Raw genomic sequence first — 17,556 nt, forward strand, 5'->3', positions numbered from 1 at the left:
AGCTCCCTGCTGCCTCATTTTATCCTGCCGCCTTCCCCTCTGAACTGTCCATTTTTTCAACTCTCTGAAAACAGAAGGGTCTGTTATGGATCATTTTTATATACTTACCGGCGGCCCGGGCTCCGGCAAAACCACTCTGCTCAATGTTCTCAAACAGCGGGGGTACCAACATAGTCAGGAAGCCGGACGACATATCATTCAGGATCAGGTCAAAATCAGCGGCAAGGCTTTGCCATGGCTCGATCCCGCACTTTTCGCGGAAATGATGCTGTCATGGGAAATGCGCTCTCACCTGCTGGCCACACAGACAATACCTGATAAGCCATATTTCTTTGACCGCGGGCTGGCCGATATTGCCGGTTACCTCACCCTTTCCGGCCTGCCTGTGCCGGATCATGTGCATCAGGCAGTGAAGCACTTTCGCTATAATAAAACCGTTTTCATCGCGCCGCACTGGCCGGAGATTTATCAGGGAGACCAAGAGCGTAAGCAATCACTGCAAGAGGCTGAGCGCACATTTGAGGCTATGCACTCAGTCTATCAAGATTATGGCTTCACTCTGATGGAACTGCCTAAGGCAGATGTTAAGGCAAGAGCAGATTTTATACTCGCCCACACAGCTGAATTTACGTAACAAAAAAGCCCGCTCAAAAGCGGGCTTTTTATTTTTCATTATCTGAACAGTTTCACGCCTGATTTTCAGAGGACTTTTTCTCTTCCGCCGCGAAACGGCGCTTCCATGCCAGTGCACTGAAAGGCAGAAATACCAGATAGGCCAAAGCTGTCAGTGTCAGTGTCTGCCAGGTAAAGCTCATCAGAAAACCGGCATAGATTACTACGCCGAGGATCAGCGGCATAACAAAGTCACGACGGATAAAGCTGCCTGCGGTTTTGCCGTTATAAACCGGCAGACGGCTGACGAGCAAAAAGGCAATCACAATCGTGAAGCCTGCTGTGCCATAGGCCAGAGCCTTGCTTGGCAGCACGCCGAGAAAGCCGGAATAGACCGGTAGCAAAACCAGCATCGCACCGGCCGGTGCCGGAACACCGATGAAATAATTACCCTGCCATGCAGGCTGGTTCGGATCTTCCAGCATTACGTTAAAGCGCGCTAAGCGCAGACAGCAGGCAATCGTATAGATCAGTGCGGCAATCCAGCCGAAAGAACCGGCCTGATCAAGCATGAACAGATAGAGCACCAGTGCCGGAGCCACGCCGAAATTGACGATATCGGCCAGAGAATCCATCTGGGCACCGAATTTGGAAGACCCTTTCAGGAGCCGCGCAATCCGTCCGTCAATACCGTCGAGAAAGGCTGCAAGCAGCACCATAGCCACGGCCTGTTCGAAACGATGCTCAATGGCAAGACGGATACCGCTCAAGCCTGCACAGATCGCAAGAACGGTAATCAGATTAGGAATGATGATCCGCATCGGAATTTCGGAAAAGCGCGGACCGCGCCCTTCCGTATTGCCATTTGGATCCAGCGGCGGGAAAGGTGCTTCAAGCATCAGGCAATCCGCACAGTTGGCGCAGTGCGCGTTTCATCAAATTCTGCCAGAACGGTTTCACCTGCCACAGCCGTCTGGCCGACAGCAACGCGGGCAACGGCACCTTTTGGCAGGTAAATATCATTACGCGAACCAAAACGGATCAGACCAAAGCGCTCGCCGGTTGAAAGATCTTCACCGGCTTTTGACCAGCAAACGATACGGCGGGCTACAAGACCGGCAATCTGCACTACGGCAACGGTGCCATGGGCGCTGTCGATCAGCACCGAATTGCGCTCATTCTCAGTGCTGGCTTTATCCAGTTCCGCATTCAGGAATTTACCCGGGCGGTGCATCACGGCAGTGATTTTGCCACGCACCGGTGCACGGTTGATATGAACCGAAAACACATTCATGAACACGCAGATGCGCAGCATCGGCTCTGTACCCAGATCCAGCTCTGCCGGCGGAACGCACATGCCAACAGAAGAAATCTTGCCATCTGCAGAGCTGATGACGAGTTTGTCATCCAGCGGCGTGATACGCAGCGGATCACGGTAGAAATAAATGCACCAGATGGTCAGCACCATCCCTACCCAGAACAAAGGTTCCCACAACCAGCCAAGCAACAGCGACACAACAAAAAATGCTGCGATAAAGGGGTAGCCCTCGCGGTGGATAGGAACAAAAGTATTGCGAATGGTATCGGACAGGCTCATCGGTTTTCCTCAGATTTTCCGCTTCAATAACGCAAAGTAACAGCGTTTAAAATGATTAAGCGCAAACAGCGCAACAAAATTCATGATATTCGTGCTTTATCATAACAAAATGCTCACAGAACATTACCGCAAGCACCGGTTTTGATTTTTTTATATTCCGCATTGATACGGAATCAAAACGGTTCAGGTGATGTTGATATCACCGGAACCGCCATTGCTGCATGCATATACAATGAACAGCCAGTGCGAATATCTGCTGTCATCATAGAGGATCATCGGTGCCCTGTCATTCTCCGGCAGGGGCGCCGCGAATAACAATGCCAAGTTCATCGCTTTCACGAACCTGACGCAGACGGGCTTCCGCTTCATCAGCTTCACGCTGACGATCCCACATGGAAGCATAAAGTCCGCCTTCGACCAGCAGATCACGATGGGTACCGCGCTCGGCAATCTGGCCGTCTTTAAGCACGATAATTTCATCGGCGCTGATAACAGTCGACAGACGGTGCGCAATCACCAATGTTGTGCGGTCACGGCTGACCAGATCCAGAGACTGCTGAATATCCTGCTCGGTTGCTGTATCCAGTGCCGAGGTTGCCTCATCAAGGATCAGGATCGGCGGGGCTTTCAGAATTGTACGGGCAATCGCCACGCGCTGCTTCTCGCCACCGGAGAGTTTAAGTCCGCGTTCGCCAACCATCGACTGATAGCCTTCCGGCAATAGCTGGATAAAACGGTCGATCTGTGCCAGCTTGGCAGCCTGTTCCACTTCCTGCTCAGTCGCCGACGGACGGCCATAGCGGATATTATAGGCAATAGTATCGTTAAACAGCACCGTATCCTGCGGGACCATACCAATCGCATGGCGCAGGCTGACCTGCGACACTTCGCGGATATCCTGCCCGTCAATTGTCACCGAACCCTGCTGCACATCATAGAAGCGATAAAGCAGACGGGAGATGGTTGATTTACCTGCACCGGACGGTCCTACAATCGCAATGGTCTTGCCGGATGGTACTTCAAAGCTGATATTGCGCAGGATCGGACGGGACGGATCATAGGCAAAGCTGACATTGTTGAAGCGGATTGCCCCTTGCGAGACGGCCAGAGCCGGTGCATCGGGCTTGTCTTTAACCTCTTCTTCAACTTCAAGAAGATCGAACATCTGCTCAATATCGGTAAGCCCCTGACGGATTTCACGATAGATAAAGCCGATCATATTCAGCGGCAATGACAGCTGCATTAACAGCGCATTGATGAAGACAAAATCGCCGAGTGTATGGGTTCCGGCCTGTACTTCGCGGGCAGACATCACCATCAGGATCATCATGCCGACACCGAAAATCACGGCCTGACCAAAGTTCAGCCAACCAAGCGATGTCCATGTCTGGGTTGCCGCTTTTTCATAACGTGCCATCGAGCGGTCATAGCGCTCGGCTTCCATCGCCTCATTGCCGAAATATTTGACGGTCTCAAAATTGAGCAGTGAGTCAATCGCTTTGGTATTGGCATCCGTATCGGATTCATTCATTTCGCGGCGGATATTAATACGCCAGTCACTCGCCTTGACGGTGAACCACATATAGAGCCAGACCGTTGCCGCAACCACGATCAAATAGCTGACACCATAGGCGAAACCGAAAATCGCTGCAGTCAGCGCAAATTCCAGCAGGGTCGGTACCGAGCTCAGAATGGTGAAGCGCACAATGGTTTCAATGCCTTTGACGCCGCGTTCAATCACACGGGACAGGCCGCCGGTGCGGCGCTCAAGATGAAAACGCAGCGACAATTTATGCATATGCACAAAAGTCCGATAGGCAAGCTGACGCACTGCATATTGGCCGACGCGGGCAAATAACGCATCGCGCAACTGGTTCAGACCGGCCTGAATAATACGTGCCAGATTATAGGCAACGACAAGCATCAAAGCGCCGACAAAAATCTGCGGCACCCAGCTTTCCGGTTTGAAAGAACCATCCAGCGCATTCGTTGCCCATTTGAAAAAATAAGGCACCAGCATCAGCACGAATTTGGCGATGACCAGATAGAAGGTCGCCCAGACGACCCGCATTTTGAGATCATGACGCTCACTCGGCCACATATATGGCCAGAGTTTCGCCAGTGTTTTCAGGGTCTGACCGGATTCTGCCGAGACTGTTTTTTGTTTTTTCATCTTTTTATTTAACGCCACAGACGGTCACTGCTGCCGCCTTCATGCTGTATTGCGGTCTAAGTGCCGCAGAATTGCTGCAAGTTTCTTCATCGTCTTATCATAGCTGCAGGCGTGATAGAAACAAAACGCCTGCACAATGTTGTGAGGAAGACAAACACACTCCGGAGAAACAGGATTTACGGTAGTTTCTGCTTCACATCCTGCTCGCTGAGCGGGGTTTTCGGCATGACGAAAACCTGTCCCGGCCAGATCAGGTCAGGGTTCTTAATCTGATCAGTATTGGCCAGATAAATCGTGGTATAACGCGTGCCGCTGCCATAAGTGCGCTTGGAGATTGTCCAGAGATTATCGCCTTTACGGATAATCACCGAGCCTTCCGCTTTTTCCAGAGGCTGTGCCTGTGTCTCTCCGGCAGGCTGGCTTTCCTGAGCGGCCTGTCCGGCATCCGGTGCACTTTGCGCGGCGATTGCAGGAGCAACAGCCGCAATATTCTCACCGGCTTCGCGACGGAAAGGTACACGCGCTGTGGCCAGAATTTTACCGCCCTTATCCATCAGATCAGCACGGATAATATAGTCACCGACAGCAAGCGGCTGCTGGGTCTGCACCAGATAGCGCCCCTCAGGGGTGATGACAGCTGTGCCGAGCAAAGTCTCATTGGCTGATACATTAACCGTCTGGCCACCGCGTGCATGACCGGCGACAAATACCGAGCGGCCTTCAATCTCCACGGCCTCCACGGCAATGCTGACGGCATCCTGAGAATTGCCCTCTGCAAGCCCGCCCTGTACGGCCTGCGACGGCAGCAGGGTAACAGCAGCATCATTACCATGCGCAGCTGCCGGTGCATCTTTATTCTCAGTTGTCTGCGCAGCATTTCCGCTACTGGCCTGCGGCGTAGTAATCATGCGGCTGGCCTGACCAGGCTCTTCAACAAGTGCGAGAACCTGACCATCCGGTGTTGCAGGAACGGAGAGGATCGCGGTCTGCTGCGATGTTGCAACGGAATTATCTTCTGCAGTTGCGCGCAGAACCAGCTGATAGTCGCCGCTTTTCAGCGCCTCATCCAGAATAATTGCAAAATCACCGTTCTCACCGGCCTTGGCAGAGCCTAGCACACGGGTTTTGGAAATCACATCAACCACAGAATTCGGTGCGGCTTTACCGGCAATGACCAGTGAGCCGTTGCCTTCAAGGCGCAGCACATCAAAAACCGGAACTGTGACACTCTGTTCCGGCACTGTTTTTTCCGGTTCTGTTGGCTTGGTATCCGCCGTTGCAGCAGTATTACCCGCAACAGGCTTGTCAGTCTGGGCAGGAGTTTCAGGCTGGGTCGTCGCAGCAGGCTTGTTATCTGTTGCTGTTTTTGAAGCAGGTGCCTGTGGAGGCTGATCCGTTTTCTGCGGAGCCATGCTAAAATATGCAAGAAGACCACCTGCTATAACAACAGCAGCAAAACCGGCAAGCGCATAACGACTATTCTGCATACGGGGCTGACCCTTTTAACACCAAGCTTAAAAAAATATTATAACATGCTGTGTCTGCTTATAAATCCAAATGTATAAGCAGCACATTTGCCAACAACTAGCGCTTTTTTATTGTTACAGCAAGAATATCACATATCAGCGCCAAAATTCTTGTCACATATTGCGCGATAAAATGTCAGCTATACATGGTTTTCGGTACAAGGCAATGATTTTAAAAAGACTTCGGGAACAGCGGTGAAAGAGCTGATTTTTTATACGGATTTTTACTAACCGAATTCATGGCCGATTTCACCGCATAAACTTGACGGCAAACAGCCCGCGCGCGAAAAGAAAGCATGAGCAAGATTCGATCAATATGTGTCTATTGCGGTTCTTCAACCGGCAATAATCCGGTTTACCGGGAAGCAGGACTGGCTCTTGGCCGCTCCATTGCAGAAAACGGTCTTCGCCTGATCTATGGCGGCGGCACAAAAGGAATTATGGGCGCGGTTGCAGAAGGCGCTTATAAGGCCGGCGGCAAAGTCACCGGTATCATTCCGACATTTCTTCTCAATAAAGAAGCTGACGGCAAGCAGAATGAAATGCTTGATGAGCAGATCATTACCGAGAATATGCATCAGCGCAAACAGCTGATGTTTGAACGCTCGGATGCATTTGTCACCCTGCCGGGTGGTATTGGTTCTGTTGAGGAAATCGTAGAAATGATGACCTGGGCACAGCTCGGCCATCATAAAAAGCCGATGGTTTTCGCCAATATCAATCATTTCTGGGAGCCGATGATCGCCATGCTCGATCATATGCGCACAGAAGGCTTTATCCATACCGGCCATCGCGTGCAGCCTAAAATGCTGGATACTGTGGAAGAAATTATCCCTTACATCTTTGATGCAGCCGCGAAAGGCGATGCATCCGGTGATGAAGAGATTATTGCCCGCATGTAAGCAGATTACATGACTATTTAAAAAGCCCCTCAGTGAGGGGCTTTTTTATGTGTCCGATTAAGATTTAGCGGCAATCGCTTTATCCGCTCGTGCTTCTTTCAGGATTGACCATGTATAGAGGATCAACCCTGCCCAGATCAGTGCGAAAGCATAGAGCTGCACTGTGTTAAACGGTTCCTTGAAGGCGAAAACAGCGATCAGAAACAGCATGGTCGGTGTAATATACTGCATTAGTCCCAGCGTGGTGTAGCGCAGCAGTTTCGCGCCGGTGGCATACATAATCAGCGGCACAGCGGTAACAACCCCAGCCAGCATCAGCAGAGAAATATCCGCTGGCGTACCGGTAACAAAATGATCCTGCCCTTGTGTGTATAGCCAGATTGCATAGGCACTGGCCGGAATGAACAGGATAATCACTTCCAGCATGAAACCCTGCGACGGGCCGATCGGCAGAGATTTACGGAAGAAACCATAGAAGCCGAATGACAGTGGCAGAATGATAGATACCCATGGCAGACCGCCCTGCTCTACAGTCAGCAACACCACCGCAGCAGCGGCAAGGAATACGGCAACCAGCTGTACTCTTGTCAGGCGCTCTTTAAGGAAAATCGCGCCAAGCAGCACATTGACCAGCGGGTTGATATAATAGCCCAGAGCCGCATCCAGCGCGTGATCATTGAAAATTGCCCAGACATAGACGCCCCAGTTCAACGTGATCAGGGAAGCTGTCAGACAGGCCATTGCCAATGTGCGCGGATTGCGCAAGGCTGCGCCAACATCTTTAGTGCGCCCCATAAACACCAGAATGATCGCTGCGACCGGCAATGACCAGATCACCCGATGCGCCAGCACTTCCACAACCGGAATATGGGCAACCGCTTTCATATAAAACGGGAAAAGCCCCCAGAACAAATAGGCCAGCATCGCGAAAATAAAACCGCGTGTCGCCTCCGGCATTGCCGCTTGAGACCGGTCACTCATAGTTATCCATCCTCAGATTTCCGGTCTCGGGCTTTATTCTTACAGCGGGAGCCGTTCATTACAATTGCATCAGTAACAACCGGTACTCCCGTTTCATCGGCTCCGCAAACGGCAAATTTTATTCTGCTGCAATATGTCCCGCAAGTTCGCGGTTTTTCATCAGCTTATAGACGACAGAATCCATCAGTGCCTGAAAGGATGCATCAATAATATTGTCCGACACACCGACTGTGCGCCAGCGCTGGCCGCTGGCATCATGCGACTCGATCAGAACGCGGGTGATCGCTTCCGTACCGCCATTGAGGATACGGACTTTAAAATCGACCAGTTCCAAATCGGCCAGTTCTTCCTGATAGCGGCCGAGATCCTTGCGCAAGGCAAGGTCAAGCGCGTTAACCGGACCATGACCTTCGGCCACCGACAAGTGCTCCTCACCGTCGATGATGATTTTCACAATCGCCTCCGACACGGTTTTCAGGCAGCCATTGCTGTCATAGCGGCGCTCAACCATACAGCGGAAAGCTTCAACACGGAAAAACTGCGGCACCGCACCGAGTTGCTGACGGGCGAGCAGCTCAAAACTCGCATCCGCGCTTTCATAGGCATAGCCCTGCGCTTCACGTTCTTTGACCAGCGCGATCAGCGTATCGAGATGACGATCATCTTTAGCAACCTGAATGCCGCGCTTGTTGAGCTCAGCAATAAAATTGGATTTACCACCCTGATCGGACACCATGACACGGCGATGATTGCCCACCATTTCCGGCGGCACATGTTCATAGGTTTTAGGCTCTTTCAGCAAAGCAGAAGCATGAATGCCTGCTTTGGTAGCGAAAGCTGAACTGCCGGTAAAAGCCGCCTGATCGTTCGGCGCGCGGTTGAGAATATCGTCAAAAGTGCGGGACAGTTTGGTAATACCTGCCAACGCATCGATGCTGATGCCGACTTCGAAACGGTCTGCCCAGACCGGTTTAAGCATCAATGTCGGGATCAGCGTGACAAGATTGGCATTGCCGCAACGCTCGCCGATACCATTGAGCGTGCCCTGCACCTGCCGCACACCGGCATCAATTGCGGCCAGCGACACGGCAACAGCCTGTTCCGTGTCATTATGCGCATGAATACCCAGACATTCGCCCGGCACAACAGCTTTGACTGCACGGACAATGTCACCGACTTCACCCGGTTGCGTGCCGCCATTGGTATCGCAAAGCACTACCCAGCGCGCACCGGCACCATAGGCCGCTTTGGCACAAGCCAGCGCATAATCAGGATTGGCTTTAAAGCCGTCGAAGAAATGCTCGCAATCGACAATACATTCCTTACCGGCCATACGCGCAGCAGTGACTGATGAAGTGATCGATTCCAGATTATCTTCAAGAGAACAACCAAGCGCCAGATGCACATGGTAGTCCCAGCTTTTGGCAACATAGGTGATAACATCGCTGGAGGCCTGCAACAGTACCGACATGCCCGGATCATTGGAGGTGGAAACACCCGGGCGTTTGGTCATACCAAAAGCGGCGAACTTCGCCTTTGCCGTATGTTTGCGCTGAAAAAAGCTCGTATCTGTCGGGTTTGCACCCGGATAACCGCCCTCAACATAATCCATGCCGAAATCATCCAGCATGGCGGCAATGGCTTTCTTATCCGCAACAGAGAAATCAATGCCCGGTGTCTGCTGACCATCGCGCAGGGTGGTATCATAAATATAGATACGCTCTTTTTTCATTGTTGTTCTTTCCTCCATATCCGTATTTATGCGTGAGATTTATGCATGGCCTTGTGGCCATGTCTCAGTGTCATGATCCGGATGCTGATAAGATACCATAGTGCGCACGAATTCCGCACTTTCAGGATCACGTTCTGTCGTATAGGCAGGCAAGGTGCTCAGCTTGTCCAGATAAGGCAACCTGCCCTCCATGCCCCATTGCACAACCGGCTCAATTTCCTGCGGATTGTCAAAAGCCGCAATGGACAGCGCCAGACCGTCCGGCGCTTCATAGGTCAGCGGTGTGCCGCAACCGGCACAAAAGCCGCGCTGCACATGGTTGGATGAGCGGAACAGTTTTCGTGTTCCGCGCGTCCATTCCAAGGTCCCCTCTTTAACGGAGACCAAAGGAGCAAAATAATTGCCGAAGGCTTTCTGGCACATGCGACAATGACAGATGGATGCACTGCCCAGCTGCCCCTTCACACGAAAACGCACGGCACCGCATTGGCAGCCGCCGCTGGCGACCGGATTTTCACTCAGCGTTTCACTTCCCATGTTGTCACCCGTTCTCCGCTAGCCGGATCTTTGCCGTCCTTGAGCTGAATATTCTGTGCCAGCAATGAGTCACGAATACGGTCAGCTTCCGCCCAATTTTTCCCGTTAATGAATGCCAGACGCTCGGCGATCTGTCTTTCAACATCTGCCGTGTCGACATCTGCGGCAGCGCTGAACAGATATTGCGCAGCCTCAGCCAGCAATTGCGCATCGTGAAGACCAAGCAGGTTAAGGCCGGAAACCAGCGCCTCCACATCACCCTGTTTATAGGCTTTGCGCAATTCTGTGAGTGCAGCCCATGTGTTCAGATCATCACCAATGGCATCAGCAAACACCCTTGCCTTATCCGCAGAAGCAGCAACCGGCTGTTCGGAAATCGCCTGATACCACTTCGCCAGTTCTTCACCGGATTCATTCAGACGCTGCTGCGTCCAGTTGATCGGCTCACGATAATGGGTCTGCAACATCGAAAGGCGTGCAGCCATCCCTGTCCAGCGACGGCGGAACTCTTCCGGCGCATCTGTGCCTGACAATTGCGGCAGTTCCGATTTCAGCACATCGTCAATGGTGATGAAATTGCCCAGAGATTTGGACATTTTCTGACCTTCGACCTGCAGAAAACCATTATGCATCCAGATATTGGCCATGCGTTCTGAACCAAAAGCGCAGCATGATTGGGCAATCTCATTCTCATGATGCGGGAATACCAGATCAATACCACCGGCATGAATGTCGAAGGTATTTTTCAGCGGATCCTCGCATTTCAGACCACCGCCAAACGGCTCCAGCAATTTGGCCATCGACATGGCGGAGCACTCGATGTGCCAGCCCGGACGACCGTGAACCGCAATACCTGCCGGAGACGGCCAGCCCGGCTCCCCCTCTTTGGATGGTTTCCACAGCACGAAATCCATCTCATCGCGCTTGTAAGATGCCACATCCACACGCGCACCGGCAATCATCTCATCCAGTGAGCGGCGGGCAAGCGCACCATAACGGGGACCATGGTCGCCGCTCATGGTTTTAACTGCAAACAGCACATGATCGTCAGCCACATAGGCATGACCGCGCTCGATCAGACGTTCGATCAGCTGGCGCATTTCTTCCAGATGTTCGGTTGCGCGCGGCTGGCTGGATGGTTCGAGATTGCCAAGCGCTGTTACATCGCTCTGGAACTGCGCATTGGTGCTTTCCGTGACTTTGCGAATAGCTTCATTCAGCGGCAGATCAGGATAATCGCGCACGGCACGCGCATTGATCTTGTCATCCACGTCAGTGAGGTTACGCGCATAAGTCACTTGGCTCTCACCATAGACATGGCGCAGCAGACGGAACAGCACGTCAAATACAATCACCGGACGCGCATTGCCGATATGGGCAAAATCATAAACTGTCGGGCCGCAGACATACATGCGCACATGATCAGGATTGATCGGAACAAAGTCCTCTTTCCTGCGGGTCAGCGTATTATACAAACGCAATTCAGTGGCAGACATCTGACTTCCCTTTAACATACGGTTCTAAAGCACAAACAAGACTTGCGCAGCCTGCTGGCCGGTGCATTTGTCTGCTTCAAAAGGAAAAGGAAGACGAAAACATCCGAGCCAGCAATCTGCTAGCGAATAATGACCGCAATAATACAAATGGTGTTTGCGAATGGTGTTTTCATGACAGCACTTATCTCTCTGATCCTGTGCCGCGTCAAGAGACAGCTCAGAGATTTTTGTGACCGGCAGTCATCATGACACGCGGCATTACCGCCGTGACATTACCCAGATTTGCGCCCGAATTTGCACATTTCCAGCCATGCTTCAGTCCTATTTTTCACGATAATGGGAGCTGTGAGTTAGGGAAGGAAACATTATGAAAAAGATCTTCAGCGCATCTAAAAAAGATCAGCTTACCGAGCAGTATCGTGCAATCGGCCCTGCATTTTTGGCGGCAGCTCTGCGGTCGGCACCGCGCAGCCACCGTGACGAGAAGCGGCTGCACGTCTCTTATCTGCCGTCAGATAAGACCTTACGACCACAACAGACGGCTAAATAGGCTGAACGCAATCGCCCACATAATGATGCCGATAATGCAGTCGAGAATACGCCATGCCGAAGGTTTGGCAAAAAACGGCTGCAGCAATCGTGCACCATAGCCGAGCGAGAAAAACCAGACAAAAGAGGCTGTTATCGCACCCAGCCCATAGGCCAGACGCGCCTGCCCTTCAAAACGGGCAGAGAGGCTGCCGACCAGTACGACCGTATCAAGATAGACATGCGGATTGAGAAAGGTCAGCGCCAGACAAGTCCCGACTGCAGCTTTCAGGCTGACCGCACCGCCATTGCCGGCACGCAACCCGTCAGGATGCATTGCACGACGAAAAGCAGACAGACCATACCAGAACAGAAAAGCAACGCCACCGACAGTCACCACTGTAATCAATGAAGGGGACTTTGCGATCAGTGTGCCCAGCCCTGCAACGCCTGCGGCAATCAGCAAGGCATCAGACAGAGCACAGATCAGACAGAGAATAAACACATGCTGACGCAGCAGTCCCTGTCTCAGAATATAGGCATTTTGCGCACCAATGGCGACAATCAAGGATAGTCCGAGCAGAAAGCCCGAAATTGCTGCTGTTCCCACGATATACTCGTTCTTGTTAAATTGACGCGCATCTTATCCGCAAACCGGCAACCACTTTTCGGGATGCAAACTTTACATCAACGCGCATCCTACCCGAAAACCGGCAACCACTTTTCGGGATGCAAACTTTACATCAACGCGCATCCTACCCGAAAACCGGCAACCACTTTTCGGGATGCGCTTTAGGTTATGTTTTTGAAAGAATTAATTAAAACATACTGAACTGGTCGTCATTGTCATCTGTTTTCTTTTTGACAGCAGTTTTTTTAGGTTTAGCCGGTTTTTTGACGACTGGTTCCTGGGAAACTGTCAGCTCTTCCACTACCTCATGCACATCTGTGCCAAAATAACGGGCATTATTGATCTTGTCCGAGACGGGAATCGCCTCAAAAAAATCATCCTGCACCGGTTTGAGCAAATGCTTTACATCCTTGGCACGGTTGCGCTTGCAATCCAGCCACTCCTGATAGTCCTCAGGATGAATCACCAGCGGCAGGCGGTCATGAATGTGCGATAATGCATGATTGGAAGCCGTCGTCAGAATGGCTGCCGTATCCATCTGCGAACCGTCACCGCTCACCCATGTTTCCATCAACGCGCCAAACGCAACGGTTCCGCCATGGCGCGGACGTATCCAATAGGCCTGTTTTCTGCCGTCACCGAGTTTACGCCATTCATAGAACCCCGTTACCGGCAGCAAGCTACGCCGGTGCTCCATCGCAGTGCGAAAAGACGGCTTTTCATGTGCCGTCTCGGAACGGGCATTAATCATCAGCGGAAAGTTCAGCGGGTCTTTTGTCCATGACGGCACAAAGCCCCAACGCACCAGCATTGCAATACGATCCGGCCGGTTGCTGCCGGGTGCCGGTGTTTCACCGTTCATCACAATCATGATCGGTTGGGTCGGTGAAATATTATAGCGCGGCGGAAAGGCTTCATCGACAATCACGCCGAACTGCGCCTCCACCTCATCAATTGTTGCCAGTAATGCAAAACGTCCACACATAATATTTGGTGTTGCGAGTTTTACCGTAAAGGTCAAGGTACCTGATAAACAAAGCTTGCAAATCTGCGGGCAGGTTTTTACCACTCATTCTATGATACAGGACATTTCCCCTCACCCGCTCATCGCCCATGGTGCCTCCATCATCTGCCGTAAGGAGAACCGTTTCCTGCTGGTGAAACGCGGCAAGGAGCCACTCAAAGGTTCACTCGCTTTTCCGGGTGGCGGGGTTGAAGCCGGAGAAAATGCCGAACAGGCCGCACGGCGTGAACTCACAGAAGAAACCGGCTTGCACTGCAGCCGCCTGCGGCTGGTCGATACAATTGATCTGTCTCAGGAAGGGCTTTACGGCAAGGTCTATAATCTTTGCATTTTCCGCGCTTATGACCTCAGCGGACAGGAACAGGCCGGAGACGATGCCGTTTCGCTGCACTGGCTGACAGTTGAGGATATGCTGCAGCATATTGTGACCGTCAGCACTTTGGCTTTTGCTCGCCGTATTCTGCAGGAAGAAGGCTGAGCGCCTTGAAACAGCCTGATTACTGCACAATTTATAGTGAAGGCGCGGAGTATATGTATGACCCGATTTCTTGTTAGCTTCCTGTTGGTTACAGGATTTTCTGTTTCCGCTCTTTCCGCACAGGCACAAACACAGGAAACCAGCGGCCCGCCCTATGAAAGCCAGATGATCCAGCTGGCAGGCACCCTCGGCTCCCTCCACTATTTGAGCAATCTTTGCGGCGACAAAACCAGTCTCTGGCGCGATCAGATGAATGAACTGCTCACCGCTGAAAAAGCAGATGAAACGCGACGTAAAAATCTGGTTTCAGCCTTTAACAACAACTACCGCAGCTATGCTGATAATTACAGCCAATGTACCGATCAGGCGCTGAAAGCAATCGACCGGTTTAAATTGCAGGGTGAAAAGCTCTCTGAAGGACTGGTTGCCCATTACGGCAATTAACCAAAACTTCATTCATTGCAATAAAGGCGAAATCTGCCATTCACAAACCATCGCAATCTGTTAACAAGAGATTAAATTATTGATGGTGATGCGTCGGCTGATGGTGTAAGAAACGGTCTTCAGATAGTCGTTTCTGCTCTGAATGGCTCTATGACAGCACTTTCTTTAGCTAAGTCCTGTCCGTCTTCTGCGATGCAGTGTCCAACGGCATAAAGCCAAGGTGATATTTTAATGAATCATGCTCCGACAGACCTCGATGAATTGATTGCCCATGAGAAAAAACAGGCGGCGATCGAATATCAGCATGAAGCCTGGGCTGACGGGATTTCAGAAGGCATTGAACCGGAAATTCTCGCAGAGGCTGCTTTTGCCAATGCACTGACCGAACTTCTGCGCAGCACGGGCGAAGATGCGGCACTTGGCCTGCTCGATAAATTGCGCGAACAGATCATTGCCGGTGAGTTTCTGCCCAACCGTATTTTGCAGTAATTTTGCAGTAATTTCGCGAGCACAGTCGGCATCCGTCATAATTTGTGCTATTGGATGCCGTAAACATTTATTTTGAATATATATTTATCTTCCGGAGTTTCTGATGTTGCTTTCATCCCGCCACTGGCCGAGCAAGCTCAGCTCAGACAAATTTCTGAGCACGTCTTTCCTCTCCGGTCTGGCTCTGGCCATGATTGCCGCATCAGTCTCAGTATCGGCCTCCGCCGGAACACTGAGCGGAAAACCACAAATTTTAGCATTGAGCGAAACACCTGCCGGTGAAGATGGCGAAGAGGTTAATCCGGCGCAGGTGCCTTTGCCAGGACCGTTGCGTCAGGTACCGACTGAAACCTACAGAGCGCCTGAATCCGGCGCAGCCTCCGAAAACGGCAGCCCGGAGCGCGATATTACCCGTCCGCATGTTTCGCCGGAAGGTAAGATTCCGGAAGTCTCCTATGACTATTCAAAGCTTCCGCAGGCTGTGCAGGACACCCGCAAGAAAATTCTCGATATTGCCAAAGCCGGAAAGATTGACGCGCTGAAACCATTGCTCGGTGACGGCGGCGAAGCCAGCCCGATGCTTTCGCTCGGTGAATATGACGGTACACCACTGGAATTTCTCAAAAGCCTTTCCGGTGACAGTAATGGTCAGGAATTGCTGGCTATTCTCGTAGATCTTCTCGAATCCGGCTATGCGCATCTCGATGCCGGTACACCGAATGAAGTTTATGTCTGGCCGTATTTCTTCGCCTACCCGCTGGACAAGCTGGACGACCGGCAGATGGTTGAGCTGTATCAGATTGTAACTGCCGGTGATTTTGAAGAAATGAAGGGCGTCGGTGCCTATATTTTCTACCGTCTCGGCATTACGCCGGATGGCTCATGGAAGTTTTTTGTAGCCGGCGACTGAACGGCTCATATAGTCTTATTAAAAAAGCCGCCTTTTCAGGCGGCTTTTTATTTCTTAATGCAATTTCTCGGCAAAGCCGCTCCCGTTAATTTCTTGGGAGCGCTTCGATAAACTCTACCGGTTCACCGAGTGCAGGATTAACGATCTCGCCTTCCCACATCACTTTATGACCGCGCACGATAGTGCCAACCGGCCAGCCAGTGACTGTCTTGCCGTGATATGGTGTCCAGCCAGCCTTGGAGCCAGCCTGCTCGTGAGTAATAGTTACGCTACGCTTCATATCAACAATCGTCAGATCCGCATCATAACCGACTGCAATGCGACCCTTACGGGACATGCCGAAAATGCGGTTCGGGCCATGTGATGACAAATCAACAAAGCGTTCCAGTGACAGGCGACCGGCATTCACATGATCGAGCATGATAGGAACCAGTGTCTGCACACCTGTCATGCCCGATGGCGATGCCGGATAAGGCTTCTGCTTTTCTTCCAGCGTATGCGGTGCATGGTCGGAGCCGAGAACATCGACAACGCCCTGCCCGATACCTTGCCAGATACCATCGCGGTGACGTGCATCGCGTACCGGCGGGTTCATCTGAATGAGATTGCCGAGTGTTTTATAATCTTCCGAAGACAGTGTCAGGTGATGCGGGGTCGCCTCACAGGTGGCCACATCTTTGTAGTCTTTCAGGAATTCAATTTCTTCCGCAGTCGAAATATGCAGTACATGAATGCGCGCGCCGGTTTCGCGGGCAATGCGCACCAGACGCTGGGTGCAGGTCAGTGCTGCAATCTCATCGCGCCAGACCGGATGGCTGGACGGATCATTTTCAACACGCAGACCTTCGCGCTCACGCAGGCGGAATTCATCTTCCGAGTGGAAAGCTGCGCGGCGGCGTGTATTGCGCAGAATGGATGCAACGCCTTCATCATCCTCCACCAGCAGATCACCGGTTGAAGAGCCCATAAACACTTTGATACCCGCAGCGCCCGGCAGGCGCTCCAACTCAGGCACATCTTTAGCATTGTCACGTGTGCCGCCAACCCAGAATGCGAAATCGCAATGCATACGATGTGTGCCGCGCTTTACCTTATCAGCCAACGCTTCCGGTGAAGTGGTCAACGGCTTGGTATTCGGCATTTCGAAAACAGAGGTCACGCCGCCAAGTACAGCTGCAAGCGAACCGGTCTGCAAATCTTCTTTATGCTCGAGACCCGGCTCACGGAAGTGCACCTGACTGTCCACAACGCCCGGCAAAATATGCAGGCCGGTGCAGTTGATAACCTCGCCTGCGGCATTCTCTGACAGGGAACCGATAGCGGTAATGCGACCGTTTTTAACGCCGATATCACGAACGGCACTGCCGTCATGATTGACTACCGTTGCACCTTTGAAAATCGTATCGAATGTTGTGGTCATTCGCGGCTCTCCTGTCTTGCGATAACTCGCTGTTCCTGACTTGCGATTACTCGCAATGCGGCTTACGTAACAAAGC

At 51.9% G+C, this 17,556-nt stretch carries 18 protein-coding genes; 7 read left to right on the plus strand and 11 right to left on the minus strand.

The window, feature by feature from the left end; all coding sequences use genetic code 11:
- Positions 1 to 85: 85 nt before the first annotated feature.
- Positions 86 to 634 (plus strand): AAA family ATPase, encoded by a 549-nt coding sequence (locus F7P81_RS00755; protein ID WP_151158047.1) that lies wholly within the window; start codon positions 86 to 88, stop codon positions 632 to 634.
- A gap of 52 nt (positions 635 to 686) precedes the next feature.
- Here F7P81_RS00755 and pssA read toward each other — a convergent pair whose 3' ends face one another.
- From pssA to F7P81_RS00775, 4 genes are all read right to left on the minus strand, one after another.
- Entirely contained in the window at positions 687 to 1,511 is an 825-nt protein-coding gene (pssA, locus tag F7P81_RS00760; RefSeq protein ID WP_022712203.1) for a CDP-diacylglycerol--serine O-phosphatidyltransferase, read from the minus strand.
- Complete coding sequence (locus F7P81_RS00765; RefSeq protein WP_075654616.1) at positions 1,511 to 2,209, minus strand: phosphatidylserine decarboxylase; 699 nt, start codon at positions 2,207 to 2,209, stop codon at positions 1,511 to 1,513. Before F7P81_RS00765 ends, pssA begins: the two co-directional genes overlap by 1 nt.
- Positions 2,210 to 2,495: 286 nt before the next feature.
- The gene (locus F7P81_RS00770) at positions 2,496 to 4,382 is read right to left on the minus strand and encodes an ABCB family ABC transporter ATP-binding protein/permease (RefSeq protein ID WP_075654617.1); all 1,887 of its coding nucleotides are present in this window, start codon (positions 4,380 to 4,382) and stop codon (positions 2,496 to 2,498) included.
- 176 nt (positions 4,383 to 4,558) lie between these two features.
- Complete coding sequence (locus tag F7P81_RS00775; protein WP_151158049.1) at positions 4,559 to 5,869, minus strand: Ig-like domain-containing protein; 1,311 nt, start codon at positions 5,867 to 5,869, stop codon at positions 4,559 to 4,561.
- 335 nt (positions 5,870 to 6,204) lie between these two features.
- Between F7P81_RS00775 and F7P81_RS00780 the strand changes: the two genes are divergently transcribed.
- A complete protein-coding gene (locus tag F7P81_RS00780; protein WP_022712198.1) occupies positions 6,205 to 6,810 on the plus strand; it encodes an LOG family protein in 606 nt (201 codons plus the stop codon).
- 57 nt (positions 6,811 to 6,867) lie between these two features.
- Here F7P81_RS00780 and rarD read toward each other — a convergent pair whose 3' ends face one another.
- The 4 genes from rarD to cysS all read right to left on the minus strand — a co-directional run bounded on the left by rarD (position 6,868) and on the right by cysS (position 11,556).
- A complete protein-coding gene (gene rarD / locus F7P81_RS00785; protein ID WP_151158051.1) occupies positions 6,868 to 7,791 on the minus strand; it encodes an EamA family transporter RarD in 924 nt (307 codons plus the stop codon).
- Between the two features lie 118 nt (positions 7,792 to 7,909).
- Positions 7,910 to 9,523: a citramalate synthase gene (gene cimA / locus F7P81_RS00790; protein ID WP_151158052.1), complete on the minus strand. Its 1,614-nt coding sequence runs from the start codon at positions 9,521 to 9,523 to the stop codon at positions 7,910 to 7,912.
- 39 nt (positions 9,524 to 9,562) lie between these two features.
- On the minus strand, positions 9,563 to 10,060 hold the full coding sequence (locus F7P81_RS00795; RefSeq protein ID WP_151158054.1) for a GFA family protein: 498 nt from the start codon (positions 10,058 to 10,060) through the stop codon (positions 9,563 to 9,565).
- Positions 10,042 to 11,556, minus strand: coding sequence for a cysteine--tRNA ligase (gene cysS / locus F7P81_RS00800; RefSeq protein WP_151158056.1), 1,515 nt, complete (start codon positions 11,554 to 11,556; stop codon positions 10,042 to 10,044). Before cysS ends, F7P81_RS00795 begins: the two co-directional genes overlap by 19 nt.
- A 367-nt stretch (positions 11,557 to 11,923) precedes the next feature.
- Between cysS and F7P81_RS00805 the strand changes: the two genes are divergently transcribed.
- Positions 11,924 to 12,106, plus strand: a complete 183-nt coding sequence (locus tag F7P81_RS00805; protein ID WP_151158058.1) for a hypothetical protein — start codon at positions 11,924 to 11,926, stop codon at positions 12,104 to 12,106.
- On the opposite strand, the gene F7P81_RS00810 is transcribed toward F7P81_RS00805, so the two are convergent.
- On the minus strand, positions 12,080 to 12,694 hold the full coding sequence (locus F7P81_RS00810; protein ID WP_151158060.1) for a LysE/ArgO family amino acid transporter: 615 nt from the start codon (positions 12,692 to 12,694) through the stop codon (positions 12,080 to 12,082). The genes F7P81_RS00805 and F7P81_RS00810 overlap by 27 nt on opposite strands.
- 208 nt (positions 12,695 to 12,902) lie before the next feature.
- A complete protein-coding gene (locus F7P81_RS00815; RefSeq protein WP_151158927.1) occupies positions 12,903 to 13,700 on the minus strand; it encodes an SOS response-associated peptidase in 798 nt (265 codons plus the stop codon).
- A gap of 91 nt (positions 13,701 to 13,791) precedes the next feature.
- Between F7P81_RS00815 and F7P81_RS00820 the strand changes: the two genes are divergently transcribed.
- The 4 genes from F7P81_RS00820 (at position 13,792) to F7P81_RS00835 (ending at position 16,060) form a co-directional block, all read left to right on the plus strand.
- Complete coding sequence (locus tag F7P81_RS00820; protein WP_151158062.1) at positions 13,792 to 14,217, plus strand: NUDIX hydrolase; 426 nt, start codon at positions 13,792 to 13,794, stop codon at positions 14,215 to 14,217.
- A gap of 57 nt (positions 14,218 to 14,274) precedes the next feature.
- Positions 14,275 to 14,661 (plus strand): TIGR02301 family protein, encoded by a 387-nt coding sequence (locus F7P81_RS00825; RefSeq protein ID WP_151158064.1) that lies wholly within the window; start codon positions 14,275 to 14,277, stop codon positions 14,659 to 14,661.
- Between the two features lie 231 nt (positions 14,662 to 14,892).
- Positions 14,893 to 15,150, plus strand: coding sequence for a hypothetical protein (locus F7P81_RS00830; RefSeq protein ID WP_022712213.1), 258 nt, complete (start codon positions 14,893 to 14,895; stop codon positions 15,148 to 15,150).
- Between the two features lie 103 nt (positions 15,151 to 15,253).
- The gene (locus F7P81_RS00835; protein WP_151158065.1) at positions 15,254 to 16,060 is read left to right on the plus strand and encodes a hypothetical protein; all 807 of its coding nucleotides are present in this window, start codon (positions 15,254 to 15,256) and stop codon (positions 16,058 to 16,060) included.
- An 85-nt stretch (positions 16,061 to 16,145) separates the two neighbouring features.
- Here F7P81_RS00835 and F7P81_RS00840 read toward each other — a convergent pair whose 3' ends face one another.
- Positions 16,146 to 17,480, minus strand: coding sequence for a dihydroorotase (locus tag F7P81_RS00840; RefSeq protein ID WP_151158067.1), 1,335 nt, complete (start codon positions 17,478 to 17,480; stop codon positions 16,146 to 16,148).
- Between the last annotated feature and the right edge of the window lie 76 nt (positions 17,481 to 17,556).

The organism is Pseudochrobactrum saccharolyticum, from assembly GCF_008801715.1.
Classification (GTDB): Bacteria; Pseudomonadota; Alphaproteobacteria; order Rhizobiales; family Rhizobiaceae; genus Pseudochrobactrum; species Pseudochrobactrum saccharolyticum.

Bases quoted from the DNA above. Each gene is read 5' to 3' on its own strand.
- F7P81_RS00755 (WP_151158047.1), top strand. From the start codon at position 86: ATGGATCATTTTTATATACTTACCGGCGGCCCGGGCTCCGGCAAAACC.
- pssA (WP_022712203.1), bottom strand. From the start codon at position 1,511: ATGCTTGAAGCACCTTTCCCGCCGCTGGATCCAAATGGCAATACGGAA.
- F7P81_RS00765 (WP_075654616.1), bottom strand. From the start codon at position 2,209: ATGAGCCTGTCCGATACCATTCGCAATACTTTTGTTCCTATCCACCGC.
- F7P81_RS00770 (WP_075654617.1), bottom strand. From the start codon at position 4,382: ATGAAAAAACAAAAAACAGTCTCGGCAGAATCCGGTCAGACCCTGAAA.
- F7P81_RS00775 (WP_151158049.1), bottom strand. From the start codon at position 5,869: ATGCAGAATAGTCGTTATGCGCTTGCCGGTTTTGCTGCTGTTGTTATA.
- F7P81_RS00780 (WP_022712198.1), top strand. From the start codon at position 6,205: ATGAGCAAGATTCGATCAATATGTGTCTATTGCGGTTCTTCAACCGGC.
- rarD (WP_151158051.1), bottom strand. From the start codon at position 7,791: ATGAGTGACCGGTCTCAAGCGGCAATGCCGGAGGCGACACGCGGTTTT.
- cimA (WP_151158052.1), bottom strand. From the start codon at position 9,523: ATGAAAAAAGAGCGTATCTATATTTATGATACCACCCTGCGCGATGGT.
- F7P81_RS00795 (WP_151158054.1), bottom strand. From the start codon at position 10,060: ATGGGAAGTGAAACGCTGAGTGAAAATCCGGTCGCCAGCGGCGGCTGC.
- cysS (WP_151158056.1), bottom strand. From the start codon at position 11,556: ATGTCTGCCACTGAATTGCGTTTGTATAATACGCTGACCCGCAGGAAA.
- F7P81_RS00805 (WP_151158058.1), top strand. From the start codon at position 11,924: ATGAAAAAGATCTTCAGCGCATCTAAAAAAGATCAGCTTACCGAGCAG.
- F7P81_RS00815 (WP_151158927.1), bottom strand. From the start codon at position 13,700: ATGTGTGGACGTTTTGCATTACTGGCAACAATTGATGAGGTGGAGGCG.
- F7P81_RS00820 (WP_151158062.1), top strand. From the start codon at position 13,792: ATGATACAGGACATTTCCCCTCACCCGCTCATCGCCCATGGTGCCTCC.
- F7P81_RS00825 (WP_151158064.1), top strand. From the start codon at position 14,275: ATGACCCGATTTCTTGTTAGCTTCCTGTTGGTTACAGGATTTTCTGTT.
- F7P81_RS00830 (WP_022712213.1), top strand. From the start codon at position 14,893: ATGAATCATGCTCCGACAGACCTCGATGAATTGATTGCCCATGAGAAA.
- F7P81_RS00835 (WP_151158065.1), top strand. From the start codon at position 15,254: ATGTTGCTTTCATCCCGCCACTGGCCGAGCAAGCTCAGCTCAGACAAA.
- F7P81_RS00840 (WP_151158067.1), bottom strand. From the start codon at position 17,480: ATGACCACAACATTCGATACGATTTTCAAAGGTGCAACGGTAGTCAAT.